Here is a 15,361-nt window from a genome sequence, read left to right on the forward strand (position 1 = left end):
GTCTTCGAAACGATTCCCAGGCTCTCTCTAGTTGGGAGTAGTAGTAGGGCCTGTGGAAACCGTGGATAACCGCGTTTTCGCAGCTCAGAGGCGATTTTTTGTCCACTGACCCTGTGGGCGGAGACGGTGGACAACCGGGGGTCTCTGTGGACGACGAAAAGTTCTGCACACTCGATGCACAGCCTCGGCCCACTTCTCCCCAGCGCCGTCCCCAGCCTTACCCACGTTCCCCACAGCCCAACCGGGCACCTTGGTGTGACGCCTTTCACTCGACACGGTGAGAAGGCGCGGCGCGTTGCCGAACAGTGGACAGAGGTGTGGAGAAGCTGGGGAGCGCTGGGGACAACCGGCGTCCGCCTGTGGGCCGACGGTGGACAACTCCGTGCACGCCCTGTGGATCTTTTCTCCGTCCACAGACTGTGGAGAGTCTTCGTCCACGAATCCACAGGGGGTTGACCTGGTCTGATGGTCTCTCAACCGTGCCCCCTGTGGACACGATCGGGACAACTTCCCAGTCCCCAGGGTGTGGACGCCAGAAACTCACCGAATCTGTGGAGAGTGGCCGTACCCGGGCTCATATTCGAACGGCAGGTGTCGAGTCGGTAGCGGTGGAAAGCGGGGCGGGCGCCCTGGGAGCACGTGTCTGACCCTCTCGGAGCGGTTGTCTGCCCCCCCTCGGCGCGGTGTCAGAGCCTCTCGGAGCGGTGCCGGAGCCCCTCCGGGCGGGTGTGAGAACCGGGTGCGAGAACAGCGAAAGGCGCCCTCAGGAATGTCTCCCGGGGCGCCTTCGGCGACGTACGACGGCCTCTGTCAGCCGTTCTTGATGCGGTTCGTGAGTTCGGTCACCTGGTTGTAGATGGAGCGACGCTCGGCCATCAGCGCGCGGATCTTGCGGTCGGCGTGCATGACGGTCGTGTGGTCGCGGCCGCCGAACTGCGCGCCGATCTTCGGCAGCGACAGGTCCGTGAGCTCGCGGCACAGATACATGGCGATCTGCCGCGCCGTCACGAGGACGCGGCTGCGCGAGGACCCGCACAGGTCGTCCACCGTGAGGCCGAAGTAGTCGGCGGTGGCCGCCATGATCGCGGTCGCGGTGATCTCGGGGGCCGAGTCCTCGCCGCCGGGGATCAGGTCCTTGAGGACGATCTCCGTCAGACCCAGATCCACCGGCTGCCGGTTGAGCGACGCGAACGCCGTCACCCGGATCAGCGCGCCCTCCAGCTCGCGGATGTTGCGCGAGATCCGGGAGGCGATGAACTCCAGCACCTCCGGTGGAGCGTTGAGCTGCTCCTGAACCGCCTTCTTACGAAGGATGGCGATTCGGGTCTCCAGCTCGGGCGGCTGGACATCGGTGATCAGACCCCACTCGAAACGGTTCCGCAGTCGGTCCTCCAAGGTGACCAGCTGCTTGGGCGGCCGGTCGGAGGACAGCACGATCTGTTTGTTCGCGTTGTGGAGCGTATTGAAGGTGTGGAAGAACTCCTCCTGCGTCGACTCCTTGTCCGCGAGGAACTGGATGTCGTCGACCAGCAGGATGTCCATCTCGCGGTACCGCTTGCGGAAGCTGTCGCCCTTGCCGTCGCGGATGGAGTTGATGAACTCGTTGGTGAACTCCTCGGAGCTCACGTACCGCACCCGCGTGCCCGGGTACAGGCTGCGCGCGTAGTGCCCGATCGCGTGCAGCAGGTGCGTCTTGCCGAGACCCGACTCCCCATAGATGAAGAGGGGGTTGTATGCCTTCGCCGGTGCCTCGGCGACGGCGACCGCGGCCGCGTGCGCGAAGCGGTTGGAGGCACCGATGACGAAGGTGTCGAAGAGGTACTTCGGGTTGAGGCGCGCGGTCGGCTCACCGGGACCGCTCGCCGGCGCGGGCTGCGCGGCCAGCGGGCCGGGGGCGCCGCTGGAGGAGGGCAGCGCGGAGCCGCCGCGATGTGCCTGACCGCTGCCCGAGGGCGGCTCCTGAACCCGGCGGTCGGGCCGCTGGTCGTAATCGGGGCGCGCCTGGTCGTAGTCCGGGCGCTGCTGCTCGTAGGGCGGGCGCTCCATCGACTGCGGCCGGTAGTCCTGCGAGGGCGAGGCGTACGGGTCGCGTTCCGGGAAGCCGAGGCGCTGCTGCTGCCAGCCGTAGTCCTCCTGGGAGTGCCTCGGCCAGGCGCCCGGCTCGGGGCGCTGATAGTCCGGGTACGCGGGGCGGGCGGTCGGGAGCTGGTCGCCCGGGGCGCCGGGAAGCTGGTCGGAGCGGCCGCTGCGGTGGTCGTCGGCGCGGTGGCGGCCGTACCCCTGGTATCCCTCGCGTCGCTGGGCGTCGTAGGCGTCGCGCCCGTCACGGCCCTGGGCGTCGTAGCCGCTGCGCTCGTCGCGAGCCTGGCTGTCGTATGCGTCACGGCCCTGGAGCGAACCGTTGTCGTAGGGATCACGTCCCTGCCCGGACCCGGAGGAGACCTCGGGCTCCTCGTAGCGGGGCGGGGTGGACGGCGCCGGGGGCTCTCCGGCGGAGTCGTCGACGGTGATCGCGATGCGGATCGGGCGGCCGCACTCGCGGCTCAGGGTTTCGCTGACGATCGGCGCGAGGCGCCCTTCCAGTACGTTCTTCGCGAACTCGTTCGGGACCGCGAGCAGGGCGGTGTCGGCTACCAGGGCCAGCGGCTGGCAGCGCTTGATCCAGTGCTCGTCCTTCGCCTCAACACCCTGTCCACGGCCCTCACCGAGGAGCTGTTCCAGTACTCGTGGCCACACTGCGGCAAGATCGGCAGGTACGTCAGCCACAGGGCACGCTCTCTCACGGGTCCCACGAACGTGTGGTTCTGGGAACGGGTTGGGAAGTCAGTCGGGTGGGGCGGGGGGAACAAAACCGCTGGGGCGGTGGGAAGGGAACGAATCGGAGTCCAGCCACGGTAGTCAGGGCGACCGGTGCGGTTCAAGTTGTTGTCCCCAGCCTGTGGATAGTGTCTCTTGGTCGGAGCTGGTTTGACCGGATGGCTCAGCCGCGCGTACCGTAACCAGGTCGAGTTGTCGATGGCTGCTGCCGCCTGCCTCCGATGGGCACAGATCGCGTAAGAGTGATCGGGAAGCGGTGCACTCGGGCGTTAATACGAGCTACTCGTGGGCGCACGGTGACAGCCAGGACGGCACCCCGCCACTACCGATTCTTTCTGGAGCCCCCGAGTGAGCAAGCGCACCTTCCAGCCGAACAACCGTCGTCGCGCCAAGACCCACGGCTTCCGCCTGCGGATGCGCACCCGTGCCGGCCGCGCGATTCTCGCGAACCGCCGTGGCAAGGGTCGCGCCAGCCTGTCCGCCTGATTACTTACAGGTCATGATGTCGTGCTGCCTACCGAGCATCGGCTGAGGCGGCGCGAAGACTTCGCGACCGCGGTACGCCGAGGACGTCGGGCCGGACGCCCGCTTCTCGTCGTCCATCTAAGTAGCGGTGCAACGGACCCGCACGCGCCTGGGGAGAGCGCTCCCCCGACGCGTGCGGGTTTCGTCGTGAGCAAGGCCGTGGGTGGAGCGGTCGTACGCAACAAGGTGAAGCGCCGACTTCGCCATCTGATGCGTGACCGAGTGGCCCAGTTGCCCCCCGGTAGCCTGGTAGTCGTACGAGCGCTGCCCGGTGCGGGCGACGCCGACCATGAACAGCTGGCCCGAGACCTGGATGCCGCCCTTCAGCGGCTGCTGGGAGGGGGCGCGCGATGAAGTACCCGCTGCTGGCTCTTATCAAGCTGTACCAGTGGACGATCAGCCCGTTGCTCGGGCCGGTCTGCAAGTACTACCCGTCGTGCTCCCACTATGGCTACACGGCCATCGACCGGCACGGTGCGATCAAGGGAACGGCACTCACCGCCTGGCGCATCCTCCGGTGCAATCCGTGGTCGCTGGGCGGCGTGGACCATGTCCCGCCGCGCAAGCGTCCGCGATGGCACGAAATGCTGCGTAACGCCTGGCGTGCACGCAAGGGCGGGAACTCCGCCGCCGAACCGGCCACCGAGAGGCACGGTATGTCCGAGCACCCCTCGAGCCCGGCCGCCGAGACTCCGTCCCATGCTCAAGGAGCCTGATTAGTGGACACGATTGCCAGTCTTTTCAGCTTCATCACGACACCCGTTTCCTGGATCATCGTCCAGTTCCATTCCGTGTACGGGGCGATCTTCGGTCCCGACACGGGCTGGGCCTGGGGCTTGTCCATCGTGTCCCTGGTGATCCTGATCCGAATCTGCCTGATCCCGCTCTTCGTGAAGCAGATCAAGGCCACTCGGGCCATGCAGACGCTGCAGCCCGAGATGAAGAAGATCCAGGAGCGCTACAAGAACGACAAGCAGCGCCAGTCCGAAGAGATGATGAAGCTGTACAAGGAGTCGGGTACCAACCCGCTCTCCTCGTGCCTTCCCATCCTGGCCCAGTCGCCGTTCTTCTTCGCCCTGTATCACGTGCTCAACAGCATCGCGACCGGCAAGACGATCGGCTTCATCGACGACCAGCTGCTCGGCAGCGCTCGTCAGGCGCATATCGTCGGAGCTCCGCTCGCGGCGAAGTTCACCGACAGCGCCGACAAGGTCGCCCAGCTCGGTGCCTCGGTGACCGACGTCCGTGTCATCACCGCGATCATGATCGTCCTGATGTCGGCGTCGCAGTTCTACACCCAGCGTCAGCTGATGACGAAGAACGTCGACACCACGGTGAAGACGCCGTTCATGCAGCAGCAGAAGATGCTGATGTACATCTTCCCGGTCATGTTCGCCGTCTTCGGTATCAACTTCCCGGTCGGTGTCCTCGTCTACTGGCTGACCACCAACGTGTGGACCATGGGCCAGCAGATGTACGTCATCCACAACAACCCGACGCCGGGCAGCAAGGCTCAGGCCGCGTACCTGGAGCGTCTGCAGAAGCACGTCCTCCACCACGGCAAGACCCGTGGCCGCGGTGAAAAGACCGTCGTCAAGGCGATCGTCGCCAAGGGCCGTGACCGCAACGAGTTCGAGCGCAAGTTCATCAACAGCCTCACCAAGGGAGGCCTGGCGGCCCAGGCCGACGGCACTGTGACGAAGAGCGAGAGCGCTGCCGTCACCGAGGCCGAGGACGGTACGCCGACGACGACGGGCGGCGGCGCCCCCAAGCGCCAGCAGCCGAAGCGGCAGTCCAAGTCGCAGCGCCAGTCGGGCGCGGCCAAGGCGGCCGGCGAGTCCGAGCCGAAGACCTCGCTGAGCAAGTCCGAGGAGCCGCAGGACGCCAAGCCCTCCGCCGCCAAGCCGGCCGGCGCTGGCAACAAGCCCGGCACCGGCACCCGCAGCAAGGCCCAGTCCGGACAGCGCAAGGGTCCGCAGCGGCCCAAGTCCCCGTCCAAGAAGTAAGAAGGAGTCCATCCCGTGACGGAAGGCACCACCTCCGCCGCCACCGAGGGCGACACCCTGACTCGCCTGGAGCAGGAAGGCGAGATCGCGGCGGACTACCTCGAAGGTCTGCTGGACATCGCCGATCTCGACGGTGACATCGACATGGACGTCGAGGCCGACCGCGCCGCTGTCTCGATCATCAGCGACGCGGGCAGCCGCGACCTGCAGAAGCTGGTCGGCCGTGACGGTGAGGTGCTGGAGGCGCTCCAGGAGCTCACGCGACTGGCCGTGCACCGGGAGACCGGGGACCGCAGCCGTCTGATGCTCGACATCGCCGGCTACCGCGCCAAGAAGCGCGAGGAGCTGTCGGAGCTGGGCGCCAAGGCCGCGGCCGAGGTCAAGAGCTCCGGCGAGCCGGTGAAGATGAAGCCGATGACGCCGTTCGAGCGCAAGGTCGTTCACGACGCGGTCAAGGCCGCGGGCCTGCGCAGCGAGTCCGAGGGCGAGGAGCCGCAGCGCTTCGTCGTTGTGCTTCCAGCCTGATCGGTTACGTACGTTCCTCCGGCCCCGTCTGTTGCGCAGACGGGGCCGAACTTTGTCAGCCTGGTAGTCACGCAGCCGCTGGTCCCCGGCGGCTGTGGTCCCTGATGGTTCTGGAACTCAGCGCCCAGTGCGCTCATGCGGTACGGAAGGACGGTCCCCGTGACGGAGGCAGCAGAGCTTCCCCCTGCGCCCGAGCAGGCACGCGAGGTATTCGGCGATCGCTTCGAGGACGCGGTGCGATACGCGGAACTGCTGGCCGAGGCGGGAGTGCAGCGCGGGCTGATCGGCCCGCGTGAGGTGCCCAGGCTGTGGGAGAGGCACCTGCTGAACTGCGCCGTGCTCTCCGAGGTCGTGCCTGAGGGCGTGACCGTGTGCGACGTCGGCTCCGGCGCCGGGCTGCCCGGCATCCCGCTGGCTCTCGTCCGGGAGGATCTCAAGATCACCCTGCTCGAGCCGCTCCTGCGCCGGACGAACTTCCTCACGGAGGTCGTCGAGCTGCTCGGTCTCGACCATGTGACCGTCGTGCGGGGCCGCGCCGAGGAGGTCATGGGGAAGCTGCAACCGGTCCATGTGGTGACGGCCAGGGCGGTCGCTCCGCTGGACCGGCTGGCGACCTGGGGCATCCCGCTGCTTCGCCCCTACGGCGAGATGCTCGCGCTCAAGGGCGACACGGCCGAGGAGGAGCTGAAGGCTGCTGCCACGGCTCTCAGCAAGCTCGGAGCGGTGGAGACGTCGATCCTGCATGTCGGTGAGGGCGTCGTGGACCCGCTGTCCACCGTGGTGCGGGTCGAGGTAGGGGAGAGCCCGGGTGGAGTGCGCTTCGCGGCGAAGCGGGCCAAGGCGGCCCGGACGGGGCGGGCGCGGCGCCGCCGCTGATCCTGGGCGCGATGTGGATCGTGGACTCCCGGCTTCGCAGGGCGCAGTCGGGAGTTTTCTGATTCTGGCGGGGAGTTTTTCCTCACTCCCGCTGATCCGTCCTGACGAGGAGCCGTACTCCACACAAGCTGCCAAACCTACGCATCTCGGAGTGTCGCGCCGTGATGGCCAGGGCCGCTATGCATCGTGTTTCACGTGAAACGTCGCTCACTGTTGCATGGCATCATCAGTCGCGGCCGCGCCGCGGCCGAACCCCGCGGCCGGAAACCTCTCGGTTCACTCGGAGAGGGTGCGGAGTTGTCCACAGAGGTGGATTTCTCCACAGAAGACCGGGCCTCGCTGGTTCACGACCCCGAAGACATGGGAGGCTCTGTTCATTGCGAGCCTGAAGTCGAGGAGAGTGAATCCTTGCGGTCCGACGCCAACATCGCGGGACCGATGACCGATCCGGTCCCCGGTCCCCGTACCGAGTCGATGGGGGAGGATGTTTCACGTGAAACACCGCCCCCGATGGACGACACTCCCATTGGTCGTGCTGCCCAACTGGCGGTGGAGGCGCTGGGTCGTGCCGGTGAGGGCCTGCCACGGCCTGAGCAGACCCGTGTCATCGTGGTCGCCAACCAGAAGGGCGGGGTGGGAAAGACCACGACCACAGTCAATCTCGCTGCCTCCTTGGCCCTGCACGGTGGCCGTGTTCTGGTGATCGACCTCGACCCTCAGGGCAATGCATCCACCGCGCTGGGTATCGACCACCACGCCGAAGTTCCATCCATCTACGACGTGTTGATCGACAGCAAGCCGCTCTCTGAAGTCGTTCAGCCGGTCCCCGATGTCGAGGGTCTCTTCTGCGCCCCTGCCACGATCGATCTCGCCGGTGCGGAGATCGAGCTGGTGTCCCTGGTGGCGCGAGAGAGCCGACTGGAGCGAGCGATCCAGGCGTACGAGCAGCCGTTGGACTACATCCTCATCGACTGCCCGCCGTCGCTCGGCCTCCTCACGGTCAACGCGCTGGTCGCCGGCGCGGAGGTGCTCATCCCCATCCAGTGCGAGTACTACGCACTGGAAGGCCTGGGGCAGCTCCTGCGCAACGTCGATCTGGTGCGAGGGCACCTGAATCCCGCCCTGCATGTATCGACGATCCTGCTCACCATGTACGACGGTCGGACGCGCCTCGCGTCCCAGGTCGCGGACGAGGTGCGCAGCCACTTCGGCGACGAGGTGCTGCGAACGAGCATTCCGCGCTCGGTCCGTATCTCCGAGGCTCCGAGCTATGGGCAGACGGTGCTGACTTACGATCCAGGTTCGAGCGGTGCTCTCTCGTATCTTGAGGCCGCACGGGAAATCGCCCTCCGGGGAGTCGGAGTGGCGTACGACGTGCAACCCGCCCACATGGGCGCACAGAATGATCAGAACTTGGTGGAGGGGATCCAGTGAGCGAGCGACGACGGGGGCTGGGGCGTGGCCTTGGCGCACTGATCCCTGCGGCTCCGACAGGAGAGAAGACGGCTTCCTCGGCGCCGGGTGGCGTGTCCACCTCGCCGGCGGCGGTACCCGTGCTGACTGCCGAGCGCGGCGTAGCGGCGGCGAAGGTGGCCACGCTGCCGCCTGTTTCACATGAAACGGAGGAGCCGTCGCCGAACGGAGCCGTGGAGGCGCCCCCGGCGCCTGTCGGTGCTCACTTCGCCGAGCTGCCCCTCGACTTCATCACCCCGAACCCGCGTCAGCCCCGTGAGGTCTTCGACGAGGACGCTCTGGCTGAGCTTGTCACCTCCATCAAGGAGGTCGGGCTCCTCCAGCCTGTCGTCGTACGGCAGCTGGGCCCGGCGCGCTACGAGCTCATCATGGGCGAGCGGCGCTGGCGGGCCTGCCGTGAGGCGGGGCTGGAGGCCATTCCGGCGATCGTACGGGCCACGGAGGACGAGAAGCTCCTCCTGGACGCGCTGCTGGAGAACCTGCACCGCGCCCAACTGAACCCGCTGGAAGAGGCGGCCGCCTACGACCAGTTGCTCAAGGACTTCAACTGCACGCACGACCAGCTGGCGGACCGTATCGGCCGGTCGCGCCCGCAGGTCTCCAACACCCTGCGTCTGCTCAAGCTCTCGCCAGCGGTTCAGCGCCGTGTGGCCGCCGGAGTCCTTTCCGCGGGGCATGCACGGGCGCTGCTCTCCGTCGAGGACTCGGAGGAGCAGGACCGGCTCGCTCACCGGATCGTGGCCGAGGGGCTTTCGGTGCGGGCCGTCGAGGAGATCGTCACCCTCATGGGGTCGCGGCCTCAGGCCGCGCCGCGTTCCAAGGGGCCGCGGGCCGGCGCTCGGCTCTCCCCGGCGCTGAGCGATCTGGCCACGCGTCTCTCGGACCGCTTCGAGACGCGGGTGAAGGTCGACCTGGGGCAGAAGAAGGGCAAGATCACCGTCGAGTTCGCCTCGATGGAGGACCTCGAGCGCATCCTCGGCAGCCTCGCCCCGGGCGAGGGTCCGGTCCTTCAGAAGAGCCTCCTCGACGACGACTCCGAGGACACGGATGCCTGATCGCCTCACGGCGGCACGCTCTCCCAGCGGCCGACCATAAGAGCGGGCCGTGTCCGGTGTGTACCGGAACACGGCCCGCTCTTTGCTTTCTGGCGGTTTCGATGGAATCGCATCATGGATACGATGCAAACGGGTATGGCGCATCCACCTGGCGGCACCTTCAATGGGGAGGCGGGGGCCATGCATACCGTGAGCCGTACCGGACTGGTGACCGCGGGCCTGGGCCTGGGAGCGGTCGGCGGATTCGTCGGCAGCCTGCTCAGGGAGCGGAGCGCTCTGACAGCCGCCCGTGACGCCGCGGGCGAAGGAAGCGAGGAACAGCCTTCATGGGGCGCCGGCTCGTACCGCTCACGCTGGACAACCTTCAGGACCTTCCCAAGCGCTGTCGCGCGTGTGTCTTTTGGGAGCTGGACCCAGTCAGCGGCGAGGCCGCGGTAAAGGCGGGTACGCCCGCACTGGAAAAGGAAGCCTGGATCTCTGCGGTACTCCTGGACTGGGGATCCTGCGGCCGTGTCGTTTATGTGGACGACGTGCCAGTGGGCTTCGTGCTGTACGCGCCTCCCGCCTATGTCCCCCGCTCCACGGCATTTCCCACAAGTCCGGTGTCGCCGGACGCGGTTCAGCTGATGACCGCCTTCATCATGCCCGGCTATCAGGGACAGGGACTCGGCCGGGTGATGGTGCAGACGGTCGCCAAGGATCTGCTGCGCCGGGGCTTCAAAGCCATCGAGGCATTCGGGGACGCGCGGTGGAAGGAACCGGCCTGTGTGCTGCCCGCTGACCATCTGCTGGCCGTCGGCTTCAAGACGGTCCGGCCGCACCCCACCTATCCGCGACTGAGGCTGGAGCTGCGCTCGACGCTCTCCTGGAAGGAAGATGTCGAGCTCGCGCTGGACCGCCTTCTGGGAGCCGTACAGAAGGAACCGGCGCTCCGTCCCCTATAACCGGCGCCCTGTCCCTATAGAGCAAATGGGCCAGCCCTTCCGGGCTGGCCCATTCGTGTTTCACGTGAAACATAGGCCGCTCGTGCGGCCGTCACCGACTACTCGGCGATGAAGTCCTCGAGGTCGCGCACGATCGCGGCCTTCGGCTTCGCACCGACGATGGTCCTGGCGACCTCGCCACCCTGGTAGACGTTCAGGGTCGGAATCGACATGACGCCGTACTTGGCGGCCGTGCCAGGGTTCTCATCGATGTTGAGCTTGACGACCTCGATCTTGTCGCCGTACTCCGCGGCGATCGCCTCCAGGGACGGCGCGATCTGGCGGCAGGGACCGCACCAGGCGGCCCAGAAGTCCACCAGGACGGGCTTGTCGTTCTTGAGGACGTCCTGCTCGAAGGAGGCGTCAGTCACATTCTTCAGGGTGCCGGCCACGGCGGGCTCCTTAACTCGTTGGTGCGGTGGGGCGGATGGGGGATCAGACGGTGGCAGTCGCCGCCGCGGCCTCGCTGTCGGTGAGGGCGGCGAGGTAGCGCTCGGCGTCGAGAGCGGCGGAGCAGCCGGTACCGGCGGCGGTGATCGCCTGGCGGTACGTGTGGTCGACCACGTCACCGGAGCCGAAGACACCGGTCAGGTTCGTGCGAGTGGAGGGCGCCTCGACCTTCAGGTAGCCCTCGTCGTCCAGGTCGAGCTGGCCCTTGAAGAGCTCGGTTCGCGGGTCGTGACCGATCGCGATGAACAGACCGGTCACCGGCAGCTCGGAGGTTTCCCCGGACTTGAGGTTGCGCAGCGTCAGGCCCTCGAGCTTGGGGCTGCCCTTGATCTCGGCGACCTCGCTGTCCCAGACGAACTTGATCTTCGGGTCGGCGAACGCGCGCTCCTGCATCGCCTTCGAGGCGCGCAGTGAGTCCCGGCGGTGGACGATCGTCACGGACTTGGCGAAGCGGGAGAGGAAGGTGGCCTCCTCCATCGCGGTGTCGCCTCCGCCGATCACAGCGATGTCCTGGTCCTTGAAGAAGAAGCCGTCACAGGTGGCGCACCAGGAGACGCCGCGTCCGGAGAGGGCGTCCTCGTTGGGCAGGCCGAGCTTGCGGTGCTGCGAGCCCGTCGAGACGATGACGGCCTTGGCGCGGTGCACGGTGCCCGCCGTGTCTGTGACGGTCTTGATTTCGCCCGAGAGGTCGACGGCGACGACGTCGTCCGGAACCAGCTCGGCACCGAAGCGCTCGGCCTGAGCGCGCATGTTGTCCATGAGCTCGGGGCCCATGATGCCGTCCTGGAAACCGGGGAAGTTCTCCACCTCGGTGGTGTTCATCAGGGCACCGCCCGCGGTGACGGCGCCCTCGAAGACCAGCGGCTTCAGCGACGCGCGCGCGGTGTAGAGCGCCGCCGTGTAGCCGGCGGGCCCGGAGCCGATGATGATCACGTTACGGACGTCGCTCACGGCTTGATTCCTCGTCTCTGGAGAATGCTGCGTACCGGTGGGAGCCTCGCTCACTACTCTCACCCCACCCAACGGATCCTAAGGGGCTTCAATTCCCGGTGCGGCAGGGCACACGGAGACGCGGTACCGCACAGAGATGCCATGCGGTATCTGGGGAGGAGACCGTTGGGCGCTGACGTGCTCAGGACTTGGCGTACGAACGCGTCAGGAGCAGCTTTCCGGGGGACGGCGAGTCCTGCTTCTTGCAGGCGGCGTCGACGATGTAGGCCGTGACCTTCGCGCTGTCCGAGTCGTCGGGGAGTACGACGAGATAGACCCTCGTCCCCTTGAAGGTGCCCTCCTTGGCGGCGAGGACTGCCCCGCTGTCGCCGGTCCCCTGCTGGACGCAGTCAGGAACGGGCACGGTGGGTGTGCCCAAGGTGTCGACTCCGCCGGACTCGCCCCCCGCGTCCTGGGACTCGATGCCCCAGGGCTTCCCGGTGCCGGAACGGTCACCCGTGTCTTTGTCCTTCGCGAGGAGATCCGCCACCTGGTGCTTCAGCGTTTCCTCGGAGAAGGTGACCTTGGAGCCGGACTCCTGCTGCGTCGCCGTCCCCGGGCCCTTGCCTTCGCCGCCCATCGACTGCACGAGGATGGTGCCCAGGCCCAGGGCGGCAGCCGTGAAGACCGTCCCGACAACGACTGCCCTGCGGCGCCCACGGCGCGCCCGGCGGCCACGGCCGGGCCCGGTGGCCGCGCGAGGATGACCCAAGGGGCGGTCCCCGGCTGAAGCGGAGTCCGAGTCGTCCGACTTGAAGGAGATGTCAGCGGTCGATGTTTCACGTGAAACACTCACGCCGTCGTCCTCCGCGCCCGATGTGCGATCCGGCGACACGGCACTCAACAGAGCCTCCGCGGCCAGCGCGGCATCGATGCGTCCGGCCACATCGTCGGGCATGCGTGTCGGCCCCGGCAACGTGCCGAGCAGACCCCGGATCTCCTCCAGCGAGTCGTACACGTCGGTGCAGAGCCCGCAGTCATCGAGATGCCGTCGCACGTCTGCCGTACGGGAGGGTGGGAGCAGGCCCTCGGCGAGGTCGGAGATCTCCGCGACGTCCGGGTGCCCGGCCGTATCCGTCGTGGATGTCACGCTCGCCCACCTCCGCCCTTCACAGCAGCTGAATCGCTTGGTCCGGCATCGTGCGGACCTGCATCGTGAGGTCCTGCTGCCGGTGGGACGGATGTCCCCTGCGTCCGGTTCCTTCCGCCGCCGGACTTCTTGCCGTCCTCGCCGCCACCGTTCTCCGTACGGAGATGGGTGAGCAGTGGGAGCAGTCTGGCTCTGCCGCGTGCGCAGCGGCTCTTCACCGTGCCGGTCGGCACGGTGAGGATGCGGGCTGCTTCCGCTACGGGGTAGCCCTGCATGTCCACCAAGACGAGAGCCGCACGCTGGTCGGCAGGGAGCGTGCTCAGTGCTGCCAGGAGCTCGCGGTGGAGATCGTTGCGCTCGGCCGGAGCGGAGGCGGCCTCGTGCGGTTCGAGGAGCTGCTCCAGGCGTTCGGTGTCATCGACAGGGGACGTCTTCCGGGAGGCGGCCTTGCGGGCACGGTCCAGGCATGCGTTCACCGTGATGCGGTGCAGCCAGGTTGTGACGGCCGACTGGCCGCGGAAGGTGTGGGCGGCCCGGTAGGCGGAGACGAGCGCGTCCTGGACGGCGTCAGCGGCCTCCTCGCGGTCTCCCAGGGTTCGTAGCGCCACCGCCCACAACCGGTCGCGGTGACGCCGTACAAGCTCGCCGAAGGCATCGGGATCGCCCTCTACATGGCGGGCGAGGAGGGCCTGGTCGCTCGCTTCGCCGTACGCGGCTTCGTCGGCCACCGGACCCCCTCCCCTTCGTCGACGAGCGTCAGCCGGTGAACTTCACGTCCGTGATGGCTTGCTTGTAGCCGGCGTTGCTGTACTCGTCACCGGATGCGTGGGGCATCGCCGTGATCCACAGCAGCACGTATTGACTCGTCACCTTCTTGTCGACCGTGATCTTCGCGGTGGTTCCGCTCGTCGTCACGGTCCCGATCGTCGTCATCGAGTCCACCGGCGTCCCAGAACCGGTCGAGTCCGTCGCGTAGAGGGTGATGGTCGTGTGATCACCGGGGTATAGAAGCCCTATCGAGGCGGCCGAGAGCGTCTTCTGCGAGCCGAGGTCGTAGACGATGCCGACGCCGGGCTTGAAGGACGGCTTCATCTCCGGACCGTCCACAAAGCTCTTGGTCCGCCAGTACGTCGAGCTGTCACTGTCGTAGGTCTTGGCCACGTCCTCGGGTGCCTGGGCGTCACCCTTCGCGACGTATTCCTGCGCCCCCTGAATGGTGATCGGCTTGACCGGCTTGGTCTTGCCGCCCTTGTCGTTGTCGTCCGTCGTCTGCGTCTGCTTCGTGTCGTCGGACTTGTTGCCCTGGTCCATGAGCGCGTCCGCGAGCTGCCAACTGCCAAGGCCCAACGCGGCGATGAGGAGCGCCGACACAGCCCACTTGAGGGCCTTGCCGGTACGGCTCTGCAGCGGGGGCGGTGGAGTGGGTACGGGCTGGGTGGCACCCGGACGCGGTGCCTGCCGGCCGTACGTGCCCTGCTGATACGTCGTGCGCTGGTACTCCGGCGGGGCGGTGAAAGAGGGCTCTGGCGGGCGGATGCGGGGCATCTCGCTGATCGCCTTCACCAGTTCCTCCGGCGTGGTGCACGGGGACTCATGGCGGGAGGCGGTCGCGCCATCGTTGACGAGCGCACGCATGGCGAGCTCCGACAGGCCCCGGTGGACCCCGGCACGCACCTGGTCCGGCGCGATGAGACCGACGCCCTTGGGCAGCCCGGACAGGCCGTACGCGTCGTTCTCGTACGGCCAGCGCTGGGTGAGCGCGGCGTACAGGAGCGCGCCGATGGCCTCCGTGTCGGTGCGCTGCGGGGTGTCGGAACTGATGCCGCGCAGCGCCGCGTTCACGGCAAGGCCGCGGATGCGCCACTGGCCGGACGAGGTGCGCAGCACGGCGCTCGGAGTCAGCCGCAGATGCGCGAGGCCCTCACGGTGCGCGGCGGCCATGGCCTGGGAGACCTGGTTGACCATCTGGTACGCCTCGTGCACCTCCAGCGGCCCCGAGGCCAGGAGCGCCGTCAGCTCCGTGGCGTCCGGCAGCCACTCGTGCACCACGTAGACGAGGTCGTTTTCCTCCACCGCGTCCAGGACCTGGACGAAGCGGGGATCGCCCAACAGGGCGGAGGAACGGGCCGCTGCCAGTACGGAGCGGGCCCGCGGATGGTCGGCGGGCAGCAAGTGCACACCGACGGCGCGGCGGAGTTTCTCGTCCACCGCACGCCAACTACTGAAACCGTCCAGACGGGTGACGCACTCTTCAAGCCGGTAGCGTCTGGCGAGCTTGTGGCCGCTGTGCAACTCGGGCGGTGAGGCCTTTCCGGGACGCTCGGTCCCGCCGCTCCCCTGTGCCTCTTCGCTCTCCGTGTCCCGCTCCCGCTTCTGGGCCACCCCGTCGGCCGTGGACTGGTCCGCCTTGGCGGTCAGCGGCTCGTCACCGCTGTTGTCTGCCACGTCGACGGCAGCCGTGCTCCGTTCCGCCACCGTCGCTCCTGCCTCCCCATCCTTGCGCGCTCTCCGACGCCGAAACCAATTGTGCCCACAGTCCGCCGCTATGCACGACACGCGGTGGCGGACGAT

Annotated in this window: 15 protein-coding genes; 9 read left to right on the forward strand and 6 right to left on the reverse strand. The window is 67.5% G+C overall.

The genetic code is table 11. The annotated features are described in order from the left end of the window. Nucleotides 1–810 precede the first annotated feature (810 nt). Nucleotides 811–2,766, reverse strand: coding sequence for a chromosomal replication initiator protein DnaA (gene dnaA / locus C4B68_RS20010; RefSeq protein ID WP_099502040.1), 1,956 nt, complete (start codon nucleotides 2,764–2,766; stop codon nucleotides 811–813). Nucleotides 2,767–3,165: 399 nt separating this feature from the next. On the opposite strand from dnaA, the gene rpmH reads away from it, so the two are divergent. From rpmH to C4B68_RS20055, 9 genes are all read left to right on the forward strand, one after another. Further along, a complete protein-coding gene (gene rpmH / locus C4B68_RS20015; protein ID WP_006381191.1) occupies nucleotides 3,166–3,303 on the forward strand; it encodes a 50S ribosomal protein L34 in 138 nt (45 codons plus the stop codon). Between the two features lie 21 nt (nucleotides 3,304–3,324). Next, the gene (gene rnpA / locus C4B68_RS20020; RefSeq protein WP_099502039.1) at nucleotides 3,325–3,696 is read left to right on the forward strand and encodes a ribonuclease P protein component; all 372 of its coding nucleotides are present in this window, start codon (nucleotides 3,325–3,327) and stop codon (nucleotides 3,694–3,696) included. Continuing rightward, entirely contained in the window at nucleotides 3,693–4,058 is a 366-nt protein-coding gene (gene yidD / locus C4B68_RS20025) for a membrane protein insertion efficiency factor YidD (RefSeq protein ID WP_099502038.1), read from the forward strand. Before rnpA ends, yidD begins: the two co-directional genes overlap by 4 nt. A gap of 3 nt (nucleotides 4,059–4,061) precedes the next feature. Then, a complete protein-coding gene (gene yidC, locus C4B68_RS20030) occupies nucleotides 4,062–5,348 on the forward strand; it encodes a membrane protein insertase YidC (protein WP_099502037.1) in 1,287 nt (428 codons plus the stop codon). Between the two features lie 15 nt (nucleotides 5,349–5,363). Then, nucleotides 5,364–5,873, forward strand: a complete 510-nt coding sequence (locus C4B68_RS20035) for a Jag family protein (RefSeq protein WP_099502036.1) — start codon at nucleotides 5,364–5,366, stop codon at nucleotides 5,871–5,873. Nucleotides 5,874–6,032: 159 nt separating this feature from the next. Next, on the forward strand, nucleotides 6,033–6,749 hold the full coding sequence (gene rsmG, locus C4B68_RS20040; protein ID WP_099502035.1) for a 16S rRNA (guanine(527)-N(7))-methyltransferase RsmG: 717 nt from the start codon (nucleotides 6,033–6,035) through the stop codon (nucleotides 6,747–6,749). A gap of 360 nt (nucleotides 6,750–7,109) precedes the next feature. Next, a complete protein-coding gene (locus C4B68_RS20045; RefSeq protein WP_099502152.1) occupies nucleotides 7,110–8,183 on the forward strand; it encodes a ParA family protein in 1,074 nt (357 codons plus the stop codon). Beyond that, nucleotides 8,180–9,277, forward strand: coding sequence for a ParB/RepB/Spo0J family partition protein (locus C4B68_RS20050; RefSeq protein ID WP_099502034.1), 1,098 nt, complete (start codon nucleotides 8,180–8,182; stop codon nucleotides 9,275–9,277). The genes C4B68_RS20045 and C4B68_RS20050 overlap by 4 nt, the downstream gene beginning before the upstream one ends. Nucleotides 9,278–9,603: 326 nt before the next feature. Next, the gene (locus C4B68_RS20055) at nucleotides 9,604–10,221 is read left to right on the forward strand and encodes a GNAT family N-acetyltransferase (RefSeq protein ID WP_099502033.1); all 618 of its coding nucleotides are present in this window, start codon (nucleotides 9,604–9,606) and stop codon (nucleotides 10,219–10,221) included. A gap of 98 nt (nucleotides 10,222–10,319) precedes the next feature. Here the strand turns inward: C4B68_RS20055 and trxA are convergent, their stop codons facing one another. The 5 genes from trxA to C4B68_RS20080 form a co-directional block, all read right to left on the reverse strand. Beyond that, a complete protein-coding gene (gene trxA, locus C4B68_RS20060) occupies nucleotides 10,320–10,652 on the reverse strand; it encodes a thioredoxin (protein WP_099502032.1) in 333 nt (110 codons plus the stop codon). 43 nt (nucleotides 10,653–10,695) lie between these two features. Next, a complete protein-coding gene (trxB, locus tag C4B68_RS20065; RefSeq protein ID WP_099502031.1) occupies nucleotides 10,696–11,661 on the reverse strand; it encodes a thioredoxin-disulfide reductase in 966 nt (321 codons plus the stop codon). Nucleotides 11,662–11,842: 181 nt separating this feature from the next. Beyond that, nucleotides 11,843–12,790 (reverse strand): anti-sigma factor family protein, encoded by a 948-nt coding sequence (locus tag C4B68_RS20070; protein ID WP_099502030.1) that lies wholly within the window; start codon nucleotides 12,788–12,790, stop codon nucleotides 11,843–11,845. Further along, on the reverse strand, nucleotides 12,787–13,518 hold the full coding sequence (sigM, locus tag C4B68_RS20075) for an RNA polymerase sigma factor SigM (RefSeq protein ID WP_099502029.1): 732 nt from the start codon (nucleotides 13,516–13,518) through the stop codon (nucleotides 12,787–12,789). Before sigM ends, C4B68_RS20070 begins: the two co-directional genes overlap by 4 nt. A 28-nt stretch (nucleotides 13,519–13,546) precedes the next feature. Beyond that, nucleotides 13,547–15,265, reverse strand: a complete 1,719-nt coding sequence (locus C4B68_RS20080) for a protein kinase family protein (protein ID WP_099502028.1) — start codon at nucleotides 15,263–15,265, stop codon at nucleotides 13,547–13,549. Nucleotides 15,266–15,361: the final 96 nt, after the last annotated feature.

It is taken from the genome of Streptomyces dengpaensis (assembly GCF_002946835.1).
Lineage (GTDB): Bacteria > Actinomycetota > Actinomycetes > Streptomycetales > Streptomycetaceae > Streptomyces > Streptomyces dengpaensis.